This window comes from Streptomyces sp. NPDC002324 (assembly GCF_053593335.1).
On record NZ_JBSFCF010000003.1, the window covers coordinates 316,544 to 338,556 of the forward strand.

Here is a 22,013-nt window from a genome sequence, read left to right on the forward strand (position 1 = left end):
ACGTCGTTCTCCGGCCACGGTCGGCGGTTCGCCGGCCGACTTCGTAAACCCCCTTTCCTAACCCCTTGTAGAAAGCCCCTTCGGCGCCATAGCCTTCGACCGCGCCGGGGCAACAGGCCTCGTCATGGCCTGGAGGGATCGAGGGGATCATGTCGTCGGTGAAGCGCACCTCACGCGACATTCGCACCGCGAACCGCTACGAAGTGCTCCGCCAGATCATCGCCAAGTCTCCCACCTCCCGGCAGGAGCTGGCGGCGGCGACCGGGCTGAGCCTGGCCACGGTCGCCACGCTCGTCGGCGAACTGCTCGACCTCCGCATGATCACCGAGGTCGGGTTCGAGGACTCGGCCGGGGGTCGCCCCCGGGGACTGGTGGCCGTCAACGCGTCGGGGGGCGCGTTGATCGGCGTCGACATCGCGGAGACGTACGTCCATGTCGAGCTGTTCGACCTGGCGCTGAACGTGCTGGCCCGGGCCGAGGAGGACGTCCGGCCCGGCGAGAATCTGCCCGAGCAGATGGTGGGGCACGTGGCCGCCGCCGTCGGCTCGGTGGTCGCGCAGGCCGGCATCGAGGGCGCGCGGGTGCTCGGCGTCGGGGTGAGCGTGCCGGGGCAGGTGGACCGCGCCACCGGCATCTCGGAGTACGCGCCGAACTGGGACTGGCACGACGTACCGCTGCTCGACCTGCTGACCGAGCACATCGCCTACCCCCTGTACCTGGACAATCCGCTGCGCGCCGTCGCGGTGGCCGAACTGTGGTTCGGGGCCGCGCGGGGGCGCGGTGACGCCGTGATCGTCAACCTCGGGACCGGCGTGGGAGCCGGGCTCGTCCTGGGCGGCGGGCTGCACCGGGGCGTGAGCAACAGCGCCGGGGAGTGGGGCCACACCACGATCGTGCTGGACGGCCGATTGTGCCACTGCGGCAACCACGGGTGCGTGGAGACGTATGTGGGCGCCCCGGGGATCATGCTGAACCTCCGGGAGCTGAGTCCGCGCAGCACGCTGCTGCATCCCGAGGACCAGACGGCCACCATCGCCGCGCTCGCGCGGGGGGTGGCCCGGCAGGACCCGGTGGCGGTCAAGGTGGTGCGGAACACCGCCCGCTATCTGGGTGCGGGCATCGCCGACCTGGTCAATCTCTTCAATCCCGAAGTGGTCGTGCTGAGCAGCTGGGTCGCGGCCGCCCTCGGCGAGCCCCTGGTCGCGGAGGTGCGCGAGGCCGTCGCCCGGCACGCGTTGCCGCGTCCGATGGCCGCCACCGACATCGTCCTCTCCCTGATCCCCACCGACCCGGCGTGCCTCGGCGCGGCGACGTTCGCGCTGGAGGGCGCGCTCCAGTCGGTCGGGCAGAAACCGGGCAGGCGCGCCGCCCCGGACAAGCCCGCCGTACGCCGTCGAGGGCGCCTCGACGAGCGCGAACGGCTACACCCACACCCCTGAGCCGAGGGCCGCCGGCCCCTGACCCGGCGGCCCTCACCCCCCACGTCAAAACCATTGCACCGCACGGACGTTCGGAACACCGAACCGAATACAACGCTTCGAACAGACTTCGTCCAACCCCTTGCCGAAGCCTTAGCCGAAGGTTAACGTCCCGCACCGCAAGCCTCTTTGAGCCACTGAGTCAACAGGCACTGAGCCGCAGAGCCTTCAGGCACAGCGCCACAGCCGTACTCGAGACAAGGACGTCAGCATGTCGGCAATGAGCAACAGCAACTTCGACCGCCGCTCCGTACTGCGGGCCGCCATGGGTCTGGCCGCCGCCGGCGGTCTGGCCGCATGCGGCAGCAACACCGGCCGGAGCAACGGCGGGGGGTCGGGCGCCGGTCTCACGCAGTACTTCCACGCGTACGGCGAGGCGGGCACCGAGCAGGCGATCAAGAAGTACGCGAAGGCCTACAAGGGCGGAAACGTCACCACGCAGTGGATCACCGGCTCCAACTTCGAGAGCAAGCTCTTCGCTTCGCTGCTCACGGACAAGGCCCCCGACTGCTTCGAGTTCCACCCGCAGCTGCAGATGATCGAGAGCGGTCAGGTCGCCGACCTCAGCGACCTGATCAACCCCGTCAAGGACGACTTCAACCCGGCCGACATCGCCTCGCACACGGTCGACGGGAAGATATACGGCATCCGGATGATCGACGACCCGCAGTTCTTCTTCTACCGCAAGTCGCTGTTCGAGAAGGCCGGTGTCGAGGTCCCGCAGACGCTGGAGGAGCTGGCCGAAGCCGCCGCCAAGCTGACCACCAGCAAGGTCAAGGGCGCCTACCTCGGCAACACCCTGCACTCGATGGTCAACCCGCTGATCTGGTCGGCCGGCGCGCAGCACCTCGACGACAAGAACCAGATCGCCTACCACACGGACGCTGTCGTCGACGGCTTCAAGCAGCTGCGCAAGCTGTTCACCAGCGGTGACCTGCTGCTCGACGCCCCGACCGACTTCTGGGACCCGTCGGCGCTCAACCAGGGCCTGACCGCCATGCAGTGGTGCGGCATGTGGGCGATGCCCCAGATGCAGGAAGCGCTCGGCGACGACCTCGGCATCTTCCCGTTCCCGAAGGTCGGCGACGCGGGCAAGCTCTCCGTCTACAACGGCGGCTGGTCGATGTTCATCAACGCCAAGGGCAAGAACGTCGACGAGACCAAGGAATACGTGAAGTGGCTGTGGATCGACCAGAAGGAGTACCAGGAGGACTGGGCGCTCTCGTACGGCTTCCACATCCCGCCGCGCACCTCCATCGCGCAGTCGGCCGAGAAGCTGAAGTCGGGTCTGCCGGCTGAGGGCGTCAAGCTCTTCACCGACTACGGCCACTTCGACAACATCGGCTGGACCCAGGCGAGCATCACCGCCCTGGAGGACGTCCTCGCCAACTCCGTGCGCAAGGGCGGCGACCCGGACAAGGAACTCACCAAGGCCGACGCGAAGGTCAACAAGGAGCTGAAGAAGCTCTTCGGATAGACCGGCGGACAGGTACTCACGACATGTCGACCATCACCAAGGACGGCGTCTCCAGCCCCGCCCCGGCCAAGGCCTCTCCGGCCAAGCCGCGGCGGGGGCTGCGGGGCTCCCCCACCTTCAACTTCTGGCTCTTCACCGGGCCGTTCCTGATCGGCCTGGCGATCTTCGTCTATCTGCCGATCCTGTGGAGCCTGTATCTGTCGTTCTTCGAGGCCCGCTTCACGGTCACCCCGAGCACGTTCGTCGGCGTCGACAACTACGTGACGATGCTGACCGACGAGGACTTCATAGGCTCTCTCGTCACCTTCACCGTCTTCGCCGTCTTCATCGTGCCGATCACCTGGGCGACCTCGCTGGGGCTGGCGCTCATGGTGAACCGGCTGCGGTTCATGCGGGCGTTCTTCCGGTCGGTGTTCTTCCTGCCCACGGCGGTCAGCTATGTCGCCGCCTCGCTGGTGTGGAAGATGTCCATCTTCAACGGTGTCCGCTTCGGTCTCGCGAACACCTTCCTGGGCCTGTTCGGCATCGACAACACCGCCTGGCTGGCCAGCCCCGACCCGCCGTGGTACTGGCTGGTCATCCTGAGCGTCCGACTCTGGCTCCAGGCCGGCTTCTACATGATCCTCTTCATCGCGGCCCTGCAGAACATCCCGCAGGAGCTGTACGAGGCCGCCTCGATCGACGGTGCGAAGCCCGGCTGGCAGACCTTCTGGCACATCACCCTGCCGCAGCTGCGGGCGACCTCCACCGCCGTGATCCTGCTGCTGCTCGTGGCGGCGTACCAGGCCTTCGACGAGTTCTTCAACCTGCTGTCGAAGACCACCTGGGGCAGGCCGCCCCTGGTCGAGCTGTACTACAAGGCGCTCGGTGACAGCCAGGACTACGGCGCGGGCAGTGCGGGCGCGCTGATCCTCACCGTACTGATCTGCCTGGTCACCCTGCTCCAGGGCAGGTTCATGGGATTCGGAAGGGGTGAGGAGTCCAAGTGACCACCACCACGACACCTCCGGCGGACCGGGTGGACGTATCGGCCAAGCCGCGTCGCGTCCGGACCGGCAGCGTGATCGGCTCGACCGGGCTGTACGTCGCCACCGGCTTCGCCGCGTTCCTCTTCCTGATCCCGTTCTATCTGATCCTCCGCAACGCGCTGATGACGGACCCGGAGATCACGGGCGAGGAATGGAAGTGGTTCCCCACCGACATCCAGTGGGGCAACATCAGCGAGCCGTTCGACGATCCGTCGGTCGACTTCGCGCGCTCGCTGTGGAACTCGGCGGTCGTCGGCGTCCTGCACACCGTGGGTACGCTGCTCGTCTGCTCGCTGGCCGGCTACGGTCTGGCCCGCATCCCGTACAAGCACGCCAACAAGATCTTCTACGCGGTCCTGGGCACCCTGATGGTCCCCACCGCCGTGACCTTCGTGCCCAGCTTCGTGCTGGTGTCCTCCCTCGGCTGGATCGACACCTACCGGGGCCTCATCATTCCGGGCCTCTTCAGTGGTTTCACCTGCTTCCTGTTCCGGCAGTACTTCCTGGGGTTCCCCAAGGAACTGGAGGAGGCGGCACGTGTGGACGGGCTCGGTTACATGGGCGCGTACTGGCGGGTCGTCGTACCCAACTCGCTGAACTTCTTCGCCGCGATGGCGACGATCACGTTCATCAGCGGGTGGAACTCCTTCCTGTGGCCCCTGGTCATCGGTCAGGACCCGAGCGCGTGGACCGTCCAGGTCGCGCTCTCGAACTACATGACCGGCCAGACCGTCAACTTCCACCTGATCTTCATGGCCACAGCCATCTCCATCCTGCCCCTGGTGTTCGTCTTCCTCTTCCTCCAGCGCTGGCTGGTTCAGGGCATCGCGCAGACTGGGATCAAGGGCTAGGGAAAACCAGCAAGGAGACCGATGTCTTTCCGCACCACCGGCACCACCGCCACCACCTCCTCCACCGGCACATCCGTCGACTACGTCGAGGACGTCTCGCCGGGCAGCGGGGCCCTGCCGCCCCGTGCCTGGTACGCGTCCTCCGACGCCCGGTCGCTGTCGCTCAACGGGAGCTGGCGCTTCCGCCTCTCCCCCACCGCCGACGCCGAGGACGACTCGTTCGCGGCGCAGGGGTACGACGCCGGGGGCTGGGCGGAGGTGGCGGTGCCGGGTCACTGGGTGCTGCAGGGGGACGGGGCCTTCGGGGCGCCGATCTACACCAACCACCTGTACCCCTTCCCGGTGGACCCGCCGCGGGTGCCGACGGAGAACCCGACCGGCGACCACCTGCGGTTCTTCGACCTGCCGCAGGAGTGGCCCGCTCTCGACGAGGGCGGGGCGGTGCTGCGGTTCGACGGTGTGGAGTCCTGTGCCCGGGTGTGGCTGAACGGCACGGACATCGGTGAGTTCAAGGGGTCCCGGCTGCCGCACGAGTTCGCGGTCGGGCACCTGCTGAAGCCTGCGGGGAACGTGCTCGCCGTCCGGGTCCACCAGTGGTCGGCGGGCTCCTACCTGGAGGACCAGGACCAGTGGTGGCTGCCCGGCATCTTCCGGGACGTCACCCTGCTGCATCGCCCGGCGGGCAGCGCCCTCGACTTCTTCGTACACGCCTCCTACGACCATGTGGGCGGCATCGGGACCCTGCGGGTCGACTCCGACGTCGACGGCCGGGTCCTCGTGCCCGCCCTCGACATCGATGTCGCGACCGGCGAGCCGGTGACGGTCCCGGTCGAGCCGTGGACCGCCGAGACCCCGAAGCTGTACGACGGTGAGCTTGTCACCGAGGGCGAGCGCGTCCCGCTGCGGATCGGCTTCCGCACGGTCGTGCTGGAGGACGGCCTGCTCAAGGTCAACGGGAAGGCGATCCTCTTCAAGGGCGTCAACCGGCACGAGTGGCACCCGCGGACGGGCCGCGCCCTGGACCTGGAGACGATGCGCGAGGACGTGCTGCTGATGAAGCGGCACAACCTCAACGCGGTCCGCACCTCGCACTACCCGCCGCACCCGGCCTTCCTCGACCTCTGCGACGAGTACGGCCTCTGGGTGATCGACGAGTGCGACCTGGAGACCCACGGCTTCACCGAGCAGAACTGGCGGGACAACCCCGTCGACGACGACCGCTGGACCCCGGCCCTCCTGGACCGCGCGGCCAGGATGGTCGAGCGCGACAAGAACCACCCCTCGGTGGTCATCTGGTCGCTCGGCAACGAGGCCGGCACCGGCCGCGGCCTCACCGCCATGGCCGAGTGGATCCACGGCCGCGACGGCTCCCGTCTCGTGCACTACGAGGGCGACTGGGACTGCCGCGACACCGACATCTACTCCCGGATGTACGCCGACCACGCCGAGACCGAGCGCATCGGCCAGGGTCTGGACGGCGGCACCCACAAGCGCCGCGGGCTCCCCTTCATCCAGTGCGAGTACGGCCACGCCATGGGCAACGGCCCCGGCGGCATCGCCGACTACCAGCGCCTCTTCGAGGCCCACGACCGCATCCAGGGCGGCTTCATCTGGGAGTGGATCGACCACGGCGTCACCCACCCGGAGCTGGGCTACGCCTACGGCGGCGACTTCGGCGAGGAGCTGCACGACGCCAACTTCGTCTGCGACGGCCTGATCTTCCCCGACCGGACGCCGTCCCCGGGCCTGATCGAGTTCAAGAAGGTCATCGAGCCGGTCCGTATCGACGGCGACGGTACGGCCGGGACGGTCCGGGTGCGCAACGCGTTCGACTTCGCGGATCTGTCGGAGCTGGCCTTCGAGTGGGCGTACGAGGTCGACGGGAAGACGGTGGAGGCGGGCACCCTGGCGGTGCCGGGCCTGCAGCCCGGCGAGTCGGCCGAGGTGAAGCTGCCGCAGCCGCCGTCCGGCGGACCGGCGGGCGAGGCGCTGTGGACCGTACGGGCGCTGCTGGCCGAGGACACCGCCTGGGGCAGGAAGGACCACCAGGTCGCATGGGCCCAACTGCCCGCCGTCGAGCGGCCGTTGCCGTCCGTCGCGCCGAGCGACCGGCCCACGGCGAGCGAGCGGCTGATCCACCTCGGCCCGGCCTCCTTCGACGTCCGCACGGGCGCGCTGAAGACCATCGGCGAAGTCGACGTGACCGGGCTGCGCCTGGACGTGTGGCGGGCGCCGACGGACAACGACGCCGCCGATCCCTGGCACCCGGTCCCGCCGTACGCCCGGCTGTGGCGCAAGTTGGGCCTCCACCGGATGCGCCACCGCCTCGACGGGGTGGAGTTGGGCGAGGACGCGCTGACCGTGCGGACGCGGGTGGCGCCGGCCGCCGCGGAGGTCGGCCTGCGCACGGCCTATCGGTGGACCTCCGACGGCACCCGGCTGAAGCTGACCGTGTCGGTGGCCCCGGAGGGCGACTGGACCGTCCCGCTCCCGAGGCTCGGCATCCGCTTCGGCCTGCCGTCGGCGAACGCGGTGACGTGGTACGGCGGCGGCCCCGGTGAGGGCTACCCCGACACCAGGTCGGCGTCCATGGTGAGCCGTCACCACTCCACGGTCGATGAGCTGCAGACCCCGTACCTGCGCCCGCAGGAGAACGGCGCCCGTCCCGATGTCCGCTGGGCGGAGCTGGGCGGTCTGCGCATTGACGGCGACCCGGAGTTCTGGTTCACGGCCCGCCGCTGGACCACCGAACAGCTGGACGCCGCCGAGCACCTCACCGACCTGCGGGCCGGTGACACGGTGTGGGTCAACCTCGACCACGGCCAGATGGGTATCGGCTCCCAGTCCTGCGGTCCGGGCCCCCTGCCGCAGCACCAGTTGCTCGCCGGACCGGCGGAGTTCTCGTTCGTGTTCTCGACGACGAGGTCGTGAGGAGCAGGGAGTAGGTTCGGCGCGGAACGGCCGGTCGGCGATCAAGCCGACCGGCCGCTCTCGCGTACGGCCTCACGGGCGGGGGCCGGGGGGCGTCGGGTCACGGGCAGCTGACGCGCGTGTCCCCGGGGTCCGTGGTGCAGGTGTCGGTGCCCGTACCGCCGTTGGCGGTGTCGTTGGCGGAGACGTTGTCGACGGTGTTGAGGCGGTCGTTGCCCGCGTTGCCGATCAGGTTGTCGCTGCCGGGGCCGCCGTGGAGGGTGTCGTTGCCGCCGGCGCCGTCGACGCGGTCGTTGCCGAAGTCGCCGTAGGCGGTGTCCGTGCCGAGGCCGGCGTTGACGGTGTCGGCACCGCCGAGGCCGCAGATGACGTCGTTGCCGCTGGTGCCGGTCAGGGTGTCGTCGCCGCTGGTGCCGATGCGGGTGCAGCCCCGGGCGTTGTCGACCGCGGTGGTGGCCGTGGCGGTGTTGTCGCCCGGGTCCGGGTCGGTCTGGGCCGCGCTCACGGTGGCGCGGTCGGTGAGGGTGCCCGTGGCCCTGGGTTCGACGACGATCGTCACCGTGGTGCTCGCGCCGGCGGCGAGGGTGCCGAGGGCGCAGGTCGCGCCGGTGGCCGAGGTGGTGCAGGTGCCCTGGCCCGGGGTGGCCGAGACGACGGTGGCGGCGGGGCCGGTGACGGTGTCGGTGAGGCCGATGCCGGTGGCCGAGGTCGTGGCGGCGGTGTTGGTGACCGTCACGGTGTAGGTGGCGCGGTCGCCGATGCTCACGGTGCCGGTGCCGGTCTTGGTGACGGCCAGGTCGACGCCGGTGGGCTGCGGGGCGCCCTCGCCGCCGAGGTAGCGGGCCAGACCGCGCACGCCGTCGGCGTTGCTGCCGAAGGCGACGGTTTTGCCGTCGGGCTGGAGGGCGAGGCCGTACGCGCTGTCGCCGGTGCCGAAGTCGGTGGTGGTGCGGCCGTTGGTGCCGAAGCCGGTGTCGAGGGTGCCGTTCGCGTGGAAGCGGGCCAGCGCGAAGTCGCCGCCCGCGGTGCCGCCGGCCACGATCCGGTCGTCGGGCTGGACCACGAGGTCGTTCACGGCTGAGCCGGTGCCGAAGTCGGTGGTCGCCACGCCGGCGGTGCCGAAGCCGCTGTCGAGGCTCCCGTCGAGGTGGTAGCGCACGAGCGTGAAGCGACCCCCGGTCCATCCGGAGGCGACGATCTTCCCGCTCGACTGCACGACCACCGCCTCGCCCCAGTTGTATCCGCCCAGGTCCGTGGTGACCTTGCCGTCGCCGCCGAAGGTGGTGTCGAGGCTGCCGTCGGGGTTGTAGCGGGCCAGGGCGAAGTCGAAGGAGGTCTGGCCCACGTCGCCGATCATGACGATCTTGCCGTTGGGCTGGAGCGCCAGGTCGCGCGGGGTCGCGCCGACGTCGGGCGCGTCGGAGACGGCGGTGGTGACCACGCCGTCACCGCCGCCGAAGGCGGTGTCGGGGCTGCCGTCGGGCAGGTACTGGACGAGCCCGAACAGGCCCCCGGCCCGGGCACCGGCGACGATCCTGCCGTCGGGCCGCACCGCGACCCCGGCCGCGTCCTCGGCGCCGCCGGCCAGGCCGGGGCTGACCCAGCCGTCGCCGCCGCCGAAGGTGGTGTCGAGGCTGCCGCCGGCGGTGTAGCGGGCCACCGTGAACCAGCAGCAGCCCGCGAACTCGTCGTCGGTCTCCTGGTGGCGGCCGACCACGACGATCTTGCCGTCGGGCTGTACGGCCACCCCCTGGGCCACGTCGTCGCCGCCCTCGAAGTCGGTCAGCACCTCGCCGCCGGCTCCTCCGCCGGTACCGCCGAAGGATGTGTCGACACTGCCGTCGGCGTTGTGCCGCAGCACGGCGAACTCGGCGTCCTGGTTGACCGGGTCCTGTTCGAAACCGACCGAGACGATCTTGCCGTCGGCCTGGACCGCCACGTCCCGGCCGTCGGCGAAGGAGGGAGTGGAGACAGTGACTTTTCCGCCGGTGCCGAACGTGGTGTCCAGGTCACCGGGTGCGGCGAAGGCGCCGTGGGGCACGGCGACGACACACGCCAGTGCCGTGGCCAGGACGGACACGGCACGCAGGGGTCCCCGTAGGGAAGCAAGGATGGACATGCCGTCAGCGTCCGGACGTGCCCTCGGCACCCGGGGACGGCTGGCCAGCGGATCGGCTCACTGGGCCGCAGAGTTCCACCTGCCGGGTGAACGATCTGCCGGTGCGCGCCCCCGCCCCGCGCCCCCGACGGGAGGACGGGACGGGCACGGTGTCAGTGGTCCGCGCAGCACGGTGTCGGTTCGGGGACCTCGAAGGGGACGAGGGTGCCGCCGACGGCCGGCATGGCGGTGAGGACCAGTTCGCCCTCGTGCCAGTACGGCCGAACATGGTCGCAGGTCACCAGCGGTGTGTCCGGCGACGGCCGGCCGGGTGGGCCGAGGACGCTCACGCGGGAGATCGCGGAGCGGTCGAGTACGTCCGCGATCGTCAGCGTGCCGGTCAGGGCCGTGACGCCGGGATAGATCACGGCCCGGCCCATGGCGTCCGGGATGCCGGGCGCCCCCTTGAGGTCACGGGCCGCGAGCCGCTCCTGGACGGTGCTCAGAAGCGGCTCGGACGGCACCGCGAGGGACAGGGCGACCCGGGGCCGGTCACCCCGCACCAGATGGGTGCAGCCGAACGCGCCCTCGGGGAGGGCGAGTTCGGCGGCGAGCGTGTGGAGGAGCCGATCGGCGGCGCGCAGGTCCCTGACCTCGGCGTCCACGGTGAGCGCGTACATCGTCACGCTCATGAGGGAAGGACCCGCACCGGGTCGTCGCCGGCGCGCCGAGGGAGGTGCAAGGGGCGGCCGGCCCCGCGTCCGTGCCCATGGTCGTGGTGGTGACGGCCGTGCCCATGCCCATGCCCGTGCCCCATGAAGCGCCTCCCGGTTGCCGTTGCCGTCCGCGGTGCCTCCGCGGCACGACCGCGCCCGCCTGTGGAGGATCGAGGGGGCACGTGAACGTCGAACAATCATGGGATGTCCGCCGGGTGCCATGGATACGACGGATCACCTCGTCCCTCACTGTTTCCTCAACTGACCTTGCACGTCACACTGATTGCGTCAAATCTGAGCACCGCTCATCTTCCCCACGCCCCCGGAGAGCCCCCATGATTTCCACGAACCCCCCGCGCCCGATGCGAAGACTGCTCGGCACCCTCGCCGCCGGCGCGCTGGCCGTCACCGGTCTCGCCACCACCGGCGCGACCCCCGCGGCGGCCGCCACCAGCGGCACGTTCAACGTGCTGACGTACAACGTCGCCGGTCTGCCGGAAGGACTCAGCTCGGGCAAGCCCGCGACGAACACCCCGCTGATCTCGCCGCGTATCGGGGCGTACGACATCGTCAACGTGCAGGAGGACTTCAACTACCACGCGGCCCTGTACGCGGGCGACAACCACCCCTACCGCACGGCGACCAGCGGCGGGGTGCCCTTCGGCGACGGCCTCAACACCCTCTCGGACTACGCGTTCGACGACTTCGAGCGGGTGAAGTGGAACACCTGCACCGGCACCAACTGCCTCACCCCGAAGGGCTTCTCACTCGCCCGTGTGCGGCTCGACGAAGGGGTCTACGTCGACCTCTACAACGTGCACACGAACGCCGACTCCGACGACGCCGCCCTGGCCGCGCGCCGCGCCAACGTCACCCAGCTCTCGGAGTTCATCAAGGCGAACTCGGCGGGCAACGCGGTGATCGTCATGGGCGACACCAACACCCGCTACACACGCACCGGCGACAACATCCGCAGCCTGGCCGGCGAGAACGGCCTCACCGACCCCTGGGTGCAGCTGGTCAAGGGCGGAGTCGCCCCCGCCCTGGGCAGTGACGCGCTGGTCTGCCCGACCACGGCCCCGACCAACGACTGCGAGGTCGTCGACAAGGTCTTCTACCGGGACAGCAACGTGGTCGACCTGACCGCGAGCCGCTACAACAACGAGTGGGCGAAATTCCTCGACTCGGCGGGCGGCAACCTCTCCGACCACTTCCCGCACACGGTCGACTTCTCCTGGAAGCTCAACCCGCGCCTGCGGGCCAGCGACTTCGCCGGCGGCCCGCACGGCACCGCGTTCACCGACGCGGACAACCTGCCCTCGACGGTCTCGCCCCGCACCCTGACCCTGCGCGGCGCCGCCCGCCTCGACGGGCTCTCGCTCACGCACGACGGCGGTACGACCCTGACCCACGGCGGTACGGGCGGCACGGCGACCTCCCTCACCCTGGCCGCCGGCGAGCACCTCACCTCGGTCAAGCTGACGCAGGGCCAGAAGGACGGCCGTACCCGGATCTTCTCCGCCGCCTTCGGCACGGACAAGGGCCGCACCCTCGCCTCCGGCACGGCCACCTCCGACGCCAGGACCTTCACCGCCCCCGCCGGCTGGCAGATCGCCGGCTTCACCGGCCGCGCGGGCGACGAGATCGACAAGCTGGGCGTGCTGTACGCACCGATCGGCTGAGCACCCGACGGAACGACACCGCTCCCCTGACTGCGAGCCCCACCCCGACCACCACGGGGTGGGGCCGGCGGGTGGGGCCGGCCGGCGGGGTCCGGGTCGCAGAGGTCGCCGCCGACGCGTCCGGGTACGGCGCAGGGGCGGGCGGACCTTAACCTAGGGCCCCTAGGTTCCCGTCCCGTCCAGAGGTGGCCCATGCCCCGAGCCGGTCTCACCCCCGACCGCGTCACCGCGGCCGCCGCCGATCTCGCCGACGAGGTCGGCTTCGAGAACGTGTCGCTGTCCGCCCTGGCCCGCCACTTCGGGGTCAAGGACGCGAGCCTGTACTCGCACGTGCGGAACCTCCAGGACCTGCGCGGCCGAATGGCCCTGCTGGCCGGTGGCGAGATGATCGACCAGATCGCGGCGGCCGTCGCCGGACGGGCCGGCAAGGACGCGCTCGCCGCCTTCGCCGGGGCCTATCGCGAGTACGCCCTGCGGCACCCCGGCCGGTACGCGGCCACCCAGCTCCCGCTCGACCAGATCCCCGTCACCGACTCCCCCGCCCTGCGCCGCACCACCGAGATCACCTACGGCATGCTCCGCGCCTACGGCCTCGACGAACCCGATTCCACGGACGCCGTACGGCTGTTGCGCAGCACCTTCCACGGTTTCTGCGCCCTGGAGGCCGGCGGCGGCTTCGGCGCGCCCCGCGACGTACGCAGGTCCTGGGACCGGTGCGTCGAGGCGCTGCACCTGGCACTCACGCACTGGCCCCGCGAGAACCCCGAGAGGGCGTGATCCGGCCGGAGCCGCCCGTGCGGTCCTGTGGTCCCACGCAATCTCCGGCCAGGCGGCGGCAACCTTCCACCGCCCCGGGGACGACCACAGGACATGACACCTGCAACACCCTCCCCCTCCGCCCCGCCCCGCCACCGCCGTCGCCACCTCTCGCGGGGGCCGGTCATCGGCTCGCTCGTGGCCGCGTCCGTGCTGGCGGGCGCCTGGTACGCGACCGCCGGGGCGGCGCCCTCGGCCCCCGCCGCGGCCGGTGGTCCCACCGTCACGAACACGACCGTGACCCTGCCGGCGAAGTTCCCCTACCTCTCGGCGGGCTACAACAACAGCCGCGAGTGGACGCGGACGGCGACGGCCGCGGCGCCGAACGGCACGCTGCGGGTCGCCTGGCCCGCGTCGGACGGCATCCATGTCACCCCGCTGACGGCGGCCGGGAAGCGGTCGGGCGCCGACACGGTCGTCAAGGGCACGAAGGAGGTCGGCGGGCTCGTCGCGCACAACGACGGGTTCGCGCTGCTGACCCGCGTCGCCGACACCAACAAATGGAAGGAGACGGCCGCCGCGCTCATCCGCTACCAGAACGGCAAGCAGACCTGGCGGACCAAGCTCACCGGCACCTCCTCCCACGACACGGCCCCGCTGCTCGACGGCCAACTCGCCTGGAACGGCAAGAAGTACGGGGCCTACTTCGTCGTGCACGGGGCGGGCGGCTTCGCCGACGGCCACTTCGGCGACAAGCTGTCCTATGTGGGCCCGAAGGGCAAGAGGCTCGGCGGCGGCTGGGGCTGGGGCTGCTCCCACAACGAGGGCATAGCCCTGCGCGCCGAGACCAGCGGCGACTTCGCCTCCCTCTGCTTCGACGACTGGCGCTCCGGCCTGTTCGTCTCCACCGGCATCGCCGCCCCGGACGACGCGCCGGTCGTGCAGCGCGAGCAGTGCTGGGCCGGCTACTGCGGCGGCACCTTCGCGGGCCGCACCGGCGACCTGGTGAAGTCCTCCACCGGCCGCTACGCCACCGCCTTCGCCTCGCGCGGCGCCGCCTCCGCCAAGAAGAACCCGGACGACTCCAGCGGCCGGGGCTGGACGGTCGAGCCGAGGACGAGCACGCACCAGGTCGCCCTGGCCTTCCTCAAGAACCGCACCACGCCCGCGGGCAAGCCGGTGTACCTCACCTCCGCCAAGGGCACCGAGCACGTCAACGTGCGCGTCGCCCCGTACGGCAAGGACCGGCTCCTCGTCTCCTACGAGACCCTGAAGAACGCCACGTGCGCGAGCGGCACCTGCACCGGCACCTTCACGGGCACCCACATCCGCCTCGTCGACTGGAACGGGAAGCTCCAGGGAGCCGACAAGGTCGTGAAGGCCCGCATCTCCGGGGACATCGCGGTCCTGAAGGACGGGACCCTGACCTGGGCCTACGCCCCCGTCACCCCGTCCTACGCGACCGCCCTCAACGGGGCGTCACCGACCACGAAGACGCTGAAGGTAGCCCGTCTGACGCCGTGAACACGAACTGGGCCCGCTCACCGTGGGCCCAGTGCACGGACACCTCGTACGCGCCCCCCACCTCCACCGAGACCAGCTCCGGCAGGGGCTGGGGGTCGGCGTCGGCGGTGAGGCGGGCGAGGGCGACGAAGAGGGTCGCGTCCGCGTGGGCCGTCTCACCGGTCAGGCCCGGCCCGGCGACGGCGCCCGACAGGCCGTACGCGGGGTGGAGTGCGCACCGCACGCCCTCCGCCTCGGCCCAGCCCGTCACCCGCACCGGCGTACCGGGGGCCGCGCCCGCCACCAGATGGGCGCGGACCTCCACCGCCCCCCGGGCCGCCACCAGGCTCGTGACCCGGACACCGCCCTCGCCGACCGTGTGCCGGGAGGCCGCCCAGCCCTCGCCCACCCCCAGCGGCTCGATGTCCGTGCGGCTCGCGTCGCCGCCGACGATCACGCTGTTGTCGTACGACTCGGCGGGCTCCGCCAGGGGTACGGGCCGCGTCACCGTCGAGTAGGCGAGACGGGTGTAGAAGGGGTCGTAGCGGACGTCCTCGCTGCCGTGGTTGTGGAGGCGGACCAGGCCGTCCGAACGCGTGGACTGCAGCAGCCAGTTGGGCGGGCCGACGGGACGCAGCTCGTCCTCGCTCTCCACCGGGCCCGGCTCCTCCGTCGCGGTCCACACCTCGTGGTCCGGGGGCAGCAGGAGGCCGAGGAAGCCCTTGCTGGCCCAGTACGGGGAGGCGGGGCCCGAGTAGCCCTGCAGGACGGTGGAGTCGGGGCCGTGCCAACCGAGGGACAGCAGGCCGTGCTCGTCGACCGCGCCCCGGTCGAGGAAGTACTTCAGCGCGCCCGACGCCAGCCGCCGTGTCTGCCCCGGCGACAGCGGCGTACGGCCCGTGAGGGCGCCCAGCCACAGCGGAACGGTCGTCGCGAAGCGGTACGTGAGGGAGCGGCCCTGGTGCAGGGGGGCGCCGTCGCCGCCGAACAGCCGGGCGTAGTCGTCGAGATGGGTCGAGAGGCGGTCGCCGTAGTGGGCGAGGAGGCGGTCGTCCTGGGCGAGCCAGGCGTGCAGGACCGGGTAGAGGTGCATGGCCCAGCCGTTGTAGTAGTCGAACTTGCGGCCGTCGCCGTCGGTGTACCAGCCGTCGCCGAGGTACCACTGTTCGATGCGGTCGAGGCGCTGGTCGATGACACGGCGGGCCGTCTCCGGTTCGTGGCCGATCTCTTCGAGGAAGCCGCCGACCGTCACCGGGAACAACTCCCAGTTGCAGGGCCAGGGTTCGGCGGTGAGCGCGTCGCCGAGCCAGGCGGCCGCGCGTTGCTGGACGGCGTCGTCGAGGCGGTCCCAGAGCAGGTCCCGGGTCACCCGCAGGGCGAAGGCGATCGACGCGGCCTCGACGAGGGGCTGTGTGCGGTCCTCGATGCGGGGCCAGACGCCCGCGACTCCGGCCGCGAGGCCGTCCGCGTAGCGCGCGAGCGCCTTCTCGTCCCGGCGGAAGGCGGCGAGCAGGAGGGTACGGGCGTATCCCTCCAGCCCGTCGGAGAGCCGGCCCGTCCAGCTGGCCCGGTCGCCGGGCAGCTGGTAGAGCGCGCCGTCAGCACTCGCGTACGGCTCCACGGAGGCCAGCAGCGCGTCGGCGGCGGCCTCCCAGTGGGCGCGGGTGTAGCCGGTGTACGGGCTGAGGGTGTGGTCTTCCTGCGGCTGGGAGGGCATGTGACGTGCGCTTTCTGACGGGGGCCGGGACGGGGCGGTTCGGGGTGGCGGGTGCGTCGACGGGTGCGGGTGAGTGGGGCTTCTCGCGCAGTTCCCCGCGCCCCTAAGAGATCAGGCCCTACGGGCCTTGCTGGGGGCGTAGCCCCTGTTTCCAGGGGCGCGGGGAACCGCGCGGGACGCTTCGGGCGGCCGTGGTCGTCGGCGTACGCCACGCCACCCGCCCCCTCTCGCGCGCGGACCTGAGGCGCCCCGGTTCCGGTCGGGACGCCCCAGGGGTCTTATCCCACCCTGGTCTTACCCTCGGGCACCAGACCCTGGGCGACCAGTTCGTCACGGACGAGGCCGGCGTAGACGGTCGCACCGTGCGTCGACGTGTGGGTGTTGTCCCGCTTCTCGTTGTAGAGGTACAGGGCCTTGGAGCCTTCCGTGCCCAACGACTCCACCAGCGCCTTCGTCTTCGCGGTGAGGTCGATCAGGGGCACACCGTGGGCGGCGGCGACCGCGCGGGTGACCGCCGGATGGTCGACGCCGAGGCCGTTGACCAGCAGGGCGGTGCCGTTGTTGAGGGTGCCGTCGGAGTTGAACCAGCGGCGCACGATCGGGGTGACCAGCACCGGCTTCCCGCCCTTCTCGCGGACGCCCGCGACCAGGCTTTCCAGGTTGGCCCGGTAGGTGGCCTCGTCGGTCTGCTTGTCGTTGTGGGCCAGCTGGATCAGCACCAGGTCGCCCCGCCCGATCCGCGGCTGGACGGTGGCCCACAGCCGCGGGTCGGCGAGGTAGGACACCGTGCTCTCCCCGGAGTCGGCGTAGTTGGCGACCGACAGCCGCTTCGTCAGGTACTGCGGGAGCTGTTGCCCCCAGCCGGAGTACGGCTCGCCCGGCTGGTCGCAGACCGTGGAGTCGCCGACGAGGAAGATCTGGCGGGCCCGCTTGGCGGGGGTCACCCGGATGTCGGCGAGGGCCGGCGCCGAACCACCGATGACGAGGTCGAGGCCGGGGCTGCCCTCGGGCCCGGTCGGCTCGCCCTCCGGGGTGCGGACGTCGACGGTGAAGCTGCGCCGGACCGTCGCACCGGCGCCGGTGGCCGTCTCCGCCAGGAGTGTGCGGCGCGTCTCGCCGGTGATCTTCGTGCTGGCCGCCGTGTCACCGCCCAGCCGGACCCGCACGTCGTAGGTGCCGGCGGGGACGTCGAAGTGGCAGACGTTCGCGGCGCAGCTCTCCGGACCCAGCACGGGCCGGCCCTGGTGCGCCTCGGCCGGTACGGCCGTCACGGCGGCGCCCAGGGTCGTCGCCACCGTCAGCGCGGCGATGGTGAAACGTCTCATTGCGGTTCCTCCGAGGAGTGACAAGGCCCGGCGGCTGGACGGTACATCGTTCGACAAGCGCTTTCTAGAGCTGTGCCAGCATTCACATGATTGCCAACTTCCACCCCGTGAAAGCCCTTTCGCGAAAACGATTCAACTGTCACCCTTCCGAATCACCGCACTCCCCCCACAGCACCCGAGGAGGATCCCCATGTCCGAATCCACGCCCGCGGCCACGTCCGCGGCGGCCTCCGACACACCACCCACCCCGTCCGGCCCGAGCCGCCGCGCCCTCGTCGTCGGCGCCGCCGCCACGGCGGCCGGTGCCGCGCTCGCCGGACCGCTGGCCGGCACCGCCCGCGCCGCCGCCTTCGGCTACACCGACGACGGCACCCACTACGTGATCGACACCGGCGCGAACCTCGTGTTCAAGGTCCGCAAGAGCAACGGCGACCTGACCTCGCTCGTGTACCGGGGCACGGAGTACCAGGGCTACGGCGGCATGAACTCGCACATCGAGTCCGGCCTCGGCAGCTCGACCGTCACCATCACCCAGTCCGGCTCGACGATCCTCGTCTCCGTCACCTACGGCACGCTGAAGCACTACTACGCGGCCCGCAGCGGCGAGAACAACGTCTACCTGTGGACCAACAAGGCCGACACCTCGGTCTCGGCGACCCGCTACATCCTGCGCGTGAAGGCGGGCCTGTTCCTCAACGACGAGCCCGACTCGTACACCTACACGAACAGCACCATCGAGGCCTCGGACGTGTTCCGGAAGTCCGACGGCCAGACCCGCTCCAAGCACTACTCCAAACTCCGCGTGACGGACTACGACTACATCGGCTGGAAGACCGGCAGCGTCGGCCTGTGGATGGTCCGCAGCAACCACGAGAAGGCCTCCGGCGGCCCCTTCTACCGCTCCCTGCTGCGCCACCAGAGCGCGGACGGCGGCGGCCTCTACGAGATCCTGTACTACGGCCAGAACCAGACCGAGGAGCAGCGGTTCGGTCTCCAGGGCCCGTACGTCATCGCGTTCACGGACGGCGGGGCCCCCTCCTCGTCGCTGTTCCCGGGCACCCTGAGCACGCCGTGGGCGGACTCGCTCGGCCTGTCCGGGTACGTCCCCGCGAGCGGCCGGGGCCGGGTCGCGGGTGTCGGCATCACCGGCCGGAACACGTCGTACGCCTACACGGTCGGGCTCGCCAACTCGGCGGCACAGTACTGGGGTTCGGCTCGGGCCTCGGACGGCTACTTCTCCGTCCCGGGCGTGCTGCCGGGGACGTACACGCTGACGGTCTTCAAGGGTGAGCTGGCGGTGTACACCACCTCGGTGTCGGTCACCGCGGGCGGGACGACGACGCTGAACTCGATCGCGATCCCGTCCACCAACGACCCGTCCAACGCGGGCGCGATCTGGCGGATCAACGACTGGAACGGCACGCCGAGCGGCTTCAAGAACGCCGACCTGATGACGTACGCGCATCCGTCGGACGTCCGGGCCGCCGCCTGGACCGGCAACGTGGTCGTCGGAAGCGGCACCGAGACCTCGGGCTTCCCCTGCTACCTCTGGAAGGACGTCAACAGCGGTCTGCTCGTGTACTTCCGGCTGACCGCCGCGCAGGCCGCCGCCGCCCACACCCTGCGCATCGGCGTGACGACGGCCTACGCGAACGGCCGGCCGCAGGTCGTCGTCAACGACACCTGGACCTCGGCGATCCCCTCACCGCCCACCCAGCCGAACACCCGGTCGCTGACGAACGGGTCCTACCGGGGCAACAACCACACGTTCACCTACAGCGTCCCGGCGTCGGCCTGGCAGACCGACACGAGTCAGTACAACGTGCTGCGGATCAACGTGGTGAGCGGGTCGGGGACGACCTCCTACCTCAGTGCGGGGACGTCGGTCGACGCGATCGACCTGTTGAACTGACGTCTCGTCATGTCCCGCGCGTCCACTGCTGGTTGGTGCCGCTGCCGCACGCGTACGTGATGATGGCGGCACCGTCGGCGGTGGACGCGCCGCTGACGTCCAGGCACTTGCCGGTCGCGCGGGACTTGACGTTCACATAGGAGCCGGTGGTGGTCAGCGACCACTGCTGGGCCGTGGACGAGGAGTCGCAGTTCTCCTGGGTGACCGTGCCGGCGTTCTCCCGCACGCACAGGGAGCTGTGCCGGGTCGTCAGCTGGTAGTAGCCGCTGCCGACGGACTTGAACCAGTACTTCTGGTTGTTGCCGCCGTTGCAGGTGTACTGCTTGATCTGGGCTCCCGGCCACTGCGACTGGCTGGTAACGTCGGCGCACTTGGACGAGTGGCGGGCGATCAGCGTGTTGTACGTGGCGCTGGTGCCGCTGACCGTGCCGGTGGCCGTGTCGATCGTCAGCTCGGGCGTCCACGACATGGACATCGTGGTGGAGGTCGGGAAGGTCAGCGGCAGCCAGACGTAGCGGGAGTCGTTGACCGTGCCGCCGATGGAGTTGCCCCAGCGGTCGCCCAGGTACAGGTACGACGTGGTCGAGGTGCCCTGCACGGGCAGCACGTACGCGGTCTGCGAGCCGAAGGTCGTGGCGTCGCCGACGTTGGTCATGGCGGTCCAGGGGCCCGCGATGCTGGTGGCGGTCGCGTACTGCTGCTGGTTGGGGTTCCAGCCCGTGGCGCCCGAGGTGAGCATGAAGTAGACGCCGTTGCGCTTGAACAGGGCCGGGGCCTCACGGTGGCCGCCGTGCCAGGGGTCGGCGACGAGGGCGGCGATGCCGGTGTAGTCGGCGGTGAGCCGGTAGATCTGCAGGTCGTAGTTCTCGCGGGCAGCCGAGATCATGTAACCGGTGCCGTCGGTGTCCACGAAGACGGTGATGTCACGGGACATGTGGGTGCCGAGCGGGCGGAAGCTGCCCTGCCAGGTGTAGTTGCCGTCGACGGTGTCGGAGACGGCGACGGCCGCGCGGGCCTCGCCGTAGTCCGTGCCGTTCTCCTTGTGCATCCACATCACGAACTTGCCGGTGGCCGCGTTGTACATGACCTTGGGCCGCTCGATATTGGCGGTCGCCAGTTCCGGGGCGGTGGACTGGGTCAGGACGTTGTTGCGGAACTCCCAGTTCTTCAGGTCCGTCGAGCGGTACGCCGAGACGTACTTGAAGGTGTTGTCGGCGTTGCGGTTCTCGCCGAACCAGTAGTAGTAGGTGCCGACCTTGATGACCCCGCCGCCGTGGGCGTGCAGGGGGTTGCCCGAAGTGTCCTTGAACTGGACACCGTTGGGAATCGTCTGCGGCGCCGCCTGGGCGGGGCCGGCCGTGACGAGGGCGCCTGCCAGCGCCAGACAGAGCGCGAGGAGTGTCGCGTACGCACGTCTCATCTCAGCTGTCCTTACCGGGTGCTCGGGGTGGGTGCATCGGCGACGGGGACGCCGAAGTCGGGGGTGCCGTCGGGCTTCCAGCGCAGGCGCTGGACGCGGGTGTGCCGGTTGGGGTCGTTGAGCGGGTCGCCGACGATGTCCTTGTACTGGCGTGCGTGGTAGACGAGGACGTCGGTGCGTCCGTCCTCGGCGACGGTGAAGCTGTTGTGGCCCGGCCCGTACTGTTTGGTGGTGTCGTTGCTGGTGAAGACCGGCGTCGGGGACTTCGACCAGTTGGCGGGGTCCATGAGGTCGGCGTCCGCGTCGACGGTCAGCAGGCCCATGCAGTAGTTGAAGTCGGTCGCGCTCGCCGAGTACGTCATGAAGAGACGGCCGTTGCGCGTGATGACCGACGGCCCCTCGTTGACCTTGAAGCCGATGACCTCCCAGTCCAACTCCGGTGTCGTCAGCCGTACCTGAGGTCCCGTCAGGGTCAGGGGGTCGGCCATCCTCGAGAGCCAGACAGCGGTGTTGTTGTTCATGCCGGGCTCGTGCTGCGCCCACGCCAGGTAGCGGGAGCCCCGGTGGGTGAAGGTGGTGGCGTCCAGGGAGAAGGTCTCCCAGGCCGTCTTCAGCTGCCCGCGCTCGACCCAGGTGCCCTTGAACGGGTCTCGATGGGAGTTCTCCAGGACCCAGATGCGGATCGCCCAGATGTCCTCGGCCGGCGCGGAGGCGAAGTAGATGTACCACTTGCCGTCGATCCGGTGGATCTCGGGCGCCCAGATGTGCGCGCCCATCGCACCCGACTCGTGCTTGCGCCAGATCACGGACTCGGCGGCCGTCGACAGCCCGCGCAGGGTGCGGGATCTGCGCAGGATGATCCGGTCGTACTCGGGTGCGGTCGCGGTGAAGTAGTAGAAGCCGTCGGTGTGCCGATTGATGTGCGGGTCGGCGCGGTTGCGGACCAGCGGATTGACGTACGCCGGTCGGGAGGTGGCCGCCGGGGGCGTGGCCGCCCGGGCGGTGGTGGCGGGCAGGGCGGTCAGGGCGCCGGCGGCCAGGGCGCCCTTGAGGAGCAGCCTGCGGTCGGGGGGATCGGGGAGTTCGTGCTCGCGGCTCATGCGGTCCGCCTCTCTGCGG

General features: G+C 70.5%; 15 protein-coding genes. 9 read left to right on the forward strand and 6 right to left on the reverse strand.

What is annotated here, in order from left to right; genetic code table 11:
- Positions 1–149: 149 nt before the first annotated feature.
- The 5 genes from ACWCRJ_RS07450 to ACWCRJ_RS07470 all read left to right on the forward strand — a co-directional run bounded on the left by ACWCRJ_RS07450 (position 150) and on the right by ACWCRJ_RS07470 (position 7,765).
- A complete protein-coding gene (locus ACWCRJ_RS07450; protein WP_450938397.1) occupies positions 150–1,439 on the forward strand; it encodes an ROK family transcriptional regulator in 1,290 nt (429 codons plus the stop codon).
- A 250-nt stretch (positions 1,440–1,689) separates the two neighbouring features.
- A complete protein-coding gene (locus ACWCRJ_RS07455; RefSeq protein ID WP_450938398.1) occupies positions 1,690–2,955 on the forward strand; it encodes an ABC transporter substrate-binding protein in 1,266 nt (421 codons plus the stop codon).
- 23 nt (positions 2,956–2,978) lie between these two features.
- A complete protein-coding gene (locus tag ACWCRJ_RS07460; RefSeq protein WP_450938399.1) occupies positions 2,979–3,944 on the forward strand; it encodes a carbohydrate ABC transporter permease in 966 nt (321 codons plus the stop codon).
- Entirely contained in the window at positions 3,941–4,834 is an 894-nt protein-coding gene (locus ACWCRJ_RS07465; RefSeq protein WP_450938400.1) for a carbohydrate ABC transporter permease, read from the forward strand. Before ACWCRJ_RS07460 ends, ACWCRJ_RS07465 begins: the two co-directional genes overlap by 4 nt.
- Positions 4,835–4,855: 21 nt before the next feature.
- The gene (locus ACWCRJ_RS07470; protein ID WP_450938401.1) at positions 4,856–7,765 is read left to right on the forward strand and encodes a glycoside hydrolase family 2 TIM barrel-domain containing protein; all 2,910 of its coding nucleotides are present in this window, start codon (positions 4,856–4,858) and stop codon (positions 7,763–7,765) included.
- A 100-nt stretch (positions 7,766–7,865) separates the two neighbouring features.
- On the opposite strand, the gene ACWCRJ_RS07475 is transcribed toward ACWCRJ_RS07470, so the two are convergent.
- The gene (locus ACWCRJ_RS07475) at positions 7,866–9,884 is read right to left on the reverse strand and encodes a calcium-binding protein (protein WP_450938402.1); all 2,019 of its coding nucleotides are present in this window, start codon (positions 9,882–9,884) and stop codon (positions 7,866–7,868) included.
- 152 nt (positions 9,885–10,036) lie between these two features.
- A complete protein-coding gene (locus ACWCRJ_RS07480; RefSeq protein WP_450938403.1) occupies positions 10,037–10,555 on the reverse strand; it encodes a hypothetical protein in 519 nt (172 codons plus the stop codon).
- Between the two features lie 386 nt (positions 10,556–10,941).
- Between ACWCRJ_RS07480 and ACWCRJ_RS07485 the strand changes: the two genes are divergently transcribed.
- From ACWCRJ_RS07485 to ACWCRJ_RS07495, 3 genes are all read left to right on the forward strand, one after another.
- Positions 10,942–12,261 carry a jacalin-like lectin gene (locus ACWCRJ_RS07485; RefSeq protein WP_450938428.1) on the forward strand — a complete coding sequence of 440 codons (1,320 nt, stop codon included), beginning with the start codon at positions 10,942–10,944 and terminating at the stop codon, positions 12,259–12,261.
- A 192-nt stretch (positions 12,262–12,453) separates the two neighbouring features.
- Positions 12,454–13,038, forward strand: a complete 585-nt coding sequence (locus ACWCRJ_RS07490) for a TetR/AcrR family transcriptional regulator (RefSeq protein WP_450938404.1) — start codon at positions 12,454–12,456, stop codon at positions 13,036–13,038.
- A 93-nt stretch (positions 13,039–13,131) separates the two neighbouring features.
- Positions 13,132–14,541, forward strand: coding sequence for a hypothetical protein (locus ACWCRJ_RS07495; RefSeq protein ID WP_450938405.1), 1,410 nt, complete (start codon positions 13,132–13,134; stop codon positions 14,539–14,541).
- Here the strand turns inward: ACWCRJ_RS07495 and ACWCRJ_RS07500 are convergent.
- Both ACWCRJ_RS07500 and ACWCRJ_RS07505 read right to left on the reverse strand, forming a co-directional pair.
- Positions 14,486–16,237 (reverse strand): DUF2264 domain-containing protein, encoded by a 1,752-nt coding sequence (locus ACWCRJ_RS07500; protein ID WP_450938406.1) that lies wholly within the window; start codon positions 16,235–16,237, stop codon positions 14,486–14,488. The two genes, ACWCRJ_RS07495 and ACWCRJ_RS07500, sit on opposite strands and share 56 nt — an antisense overlap.
- A 278-nt stretch (positions 16,238–16,515) precedes the next feature.
- Positions 16,516–17,562, reverse strand: a complete 1,047-nt coding sequence (locus ACWCRJ_RS07505; RefSeq protein ID WP_450938407.1) for a rhamnogalacturonan acetylesterase — start codon at positions 17,560–17,562, stop codon at positions 16,516–16,518.
- 190 nt (positions 17,563–17,752) lie between these two features.
- On the opposite strand from ACWCRJ_RS07505, the gene ACWCRJ_RS07510 reads away from it, so the two are divergent.
- Positions 17,753–19,474, forward strand: coding sequence for a rhamnogalacturonan lyase B N-terminal domain-containing protein (locus tag ACWCRJ_RS07510; RefSeq protein WP_450938408.1), 1,722 nt, complete (start codon positions 17,753–17,755; stop codon positions 19,472–19,474).
- Between the two features lie 7 nt (positions 19,475–19,481).
- Here the strand turns inward: ACWCRJ_RS07510 and ACWCRJ_RS07515 are convergent, their stop codons facing one another.
- Positions 19,482–20,894 carry an RICIN domain-containing protein gene (locus ACWCRJ_RS07515; RefSeq protein ID WP_450938409.1) on the reverse strand — a complete coding sequence of 471 codons (1,413 nt, stop codon included), beginning with the start codon at positions 20,892–20,894 and terminating at the stop codon, positions 19,482–19,484.
- Between the two features lie 11 nt (positions 20,895–20,905).
- Positions 20,906–21,994, reverse strand: coding sequence for a glycoside hydrolase family 43 protein (locus ACWCRJ_RS07520; protein WP_450938410.1), 1,089 nt, complete (start codon positions 21,992–21,994; stop codon positions 20,906–20,908).
- Positions 21,995–22,013 lie beyond the last annotated feature (19 nt).

Bases quoted from the DNA above. Each gene is read 5' to 3' on its own strand.
- ACWCRJ_RS07450 (WP_450938397.1), top strand. From the start codon at position 150: ATGTCGTCGGTGAAGCGCACCTCACGCGACATTCGCACCGCGAACCGC.
- ACWCRJ_RS07455 (WP_450938398.1), top strand. From the start codon at position 1,690: ATGTCGGCAATGAGCAACAGCAACTTCGACCGCCGCTCCGTACTGCGG.
- ACWCRJ_RS07460 (WP_450938399.1), top strand. From the start codon at position 2,979: ATGTCGACCATCACCAAGGACGGCGTCTCCAGCCCCGCCCCGGCCAAG.
- ACWCRJ_RS07470 (WP_450938401.1), top strand. From the start codon at position 4,856: ATGTCTTTCCGCACCACCGGCACCACCGCCACCACCTCCTCCACCGGC.
- ACWCRJ_RS07475 (WP_450938402.1), bottom strand. From the start codon at position 9,884: ATGTCCATCCTTGCTTCCCTACGGGGACCCCTGCGTGCCGTGTCCGTC.
- ACWCRJ_RS07480 (WP_450938403.1), bottom strand. From the start codon at position 10,555: ATGAGCGTGACGATGTACGCGCTCACCGTGGACGCCGAGGTCAGGGAC.
- ACWCRJ_RS07485 (WP_450938428.1), top strand. From the start codon at position 10,942: ATGCGAAGACTGCTCGGCACCCTCGCCGCCGGCGCGCTGGCCGTCACC.
- ACWCRJ_RS07490 (WP_450938404.1), top strand. From the start codon at position 12,454: ATGCCCCGAGCCGGTCTCACCCCCGACCGCGTCACCGCGGCCGCCGCC.
- ACWCRJ_RS07495 (WP_450938405.1), top strand. From the start codon at position 13,132: ATGACACCTGCAACACCCTCCCCCTCCGCCCCGCCCCGCCACCGCCGT.
- ACWCRJ_RS07500 (WP_450938406.1), bottom strand. From the start codon at position 16,237: ATGCCCTCCCAGCCGCAGGAAGACCACACCCTCAGCCCGTACACCGGC.
- ACWCRJ_RS07505 (WP_450938407.1), bottom strand. From the start codon at position 17,562: ATGAGACGTTTCACCATCGCCGCGCTGACGGTGGCGACGACCCTGGGC.
- ACWCRJ_RS07510 (WP_450938408.1), top strand. From the start codon at position 17,753: ATGTCCGAATCCACGCCCGCGGCCACGTCCGCGGCGGCCTCCGACACA.
- ACWCRJ_RS07515 (WP_450938409.1), bottom strand. From the start codon at position 20,894: ATGAGACGTGCGTACGCGACACTCCTCGCGCTCTGTCTGGCGCTGGCA.
- ACWCRJ_RS07520 (WP_450938410.1), bottom strand. From the start codon at position 21,994: ATGAGCCGCGAGCACGAACTCCCCGATCCCCCCGACCGCAGGCTGCTC.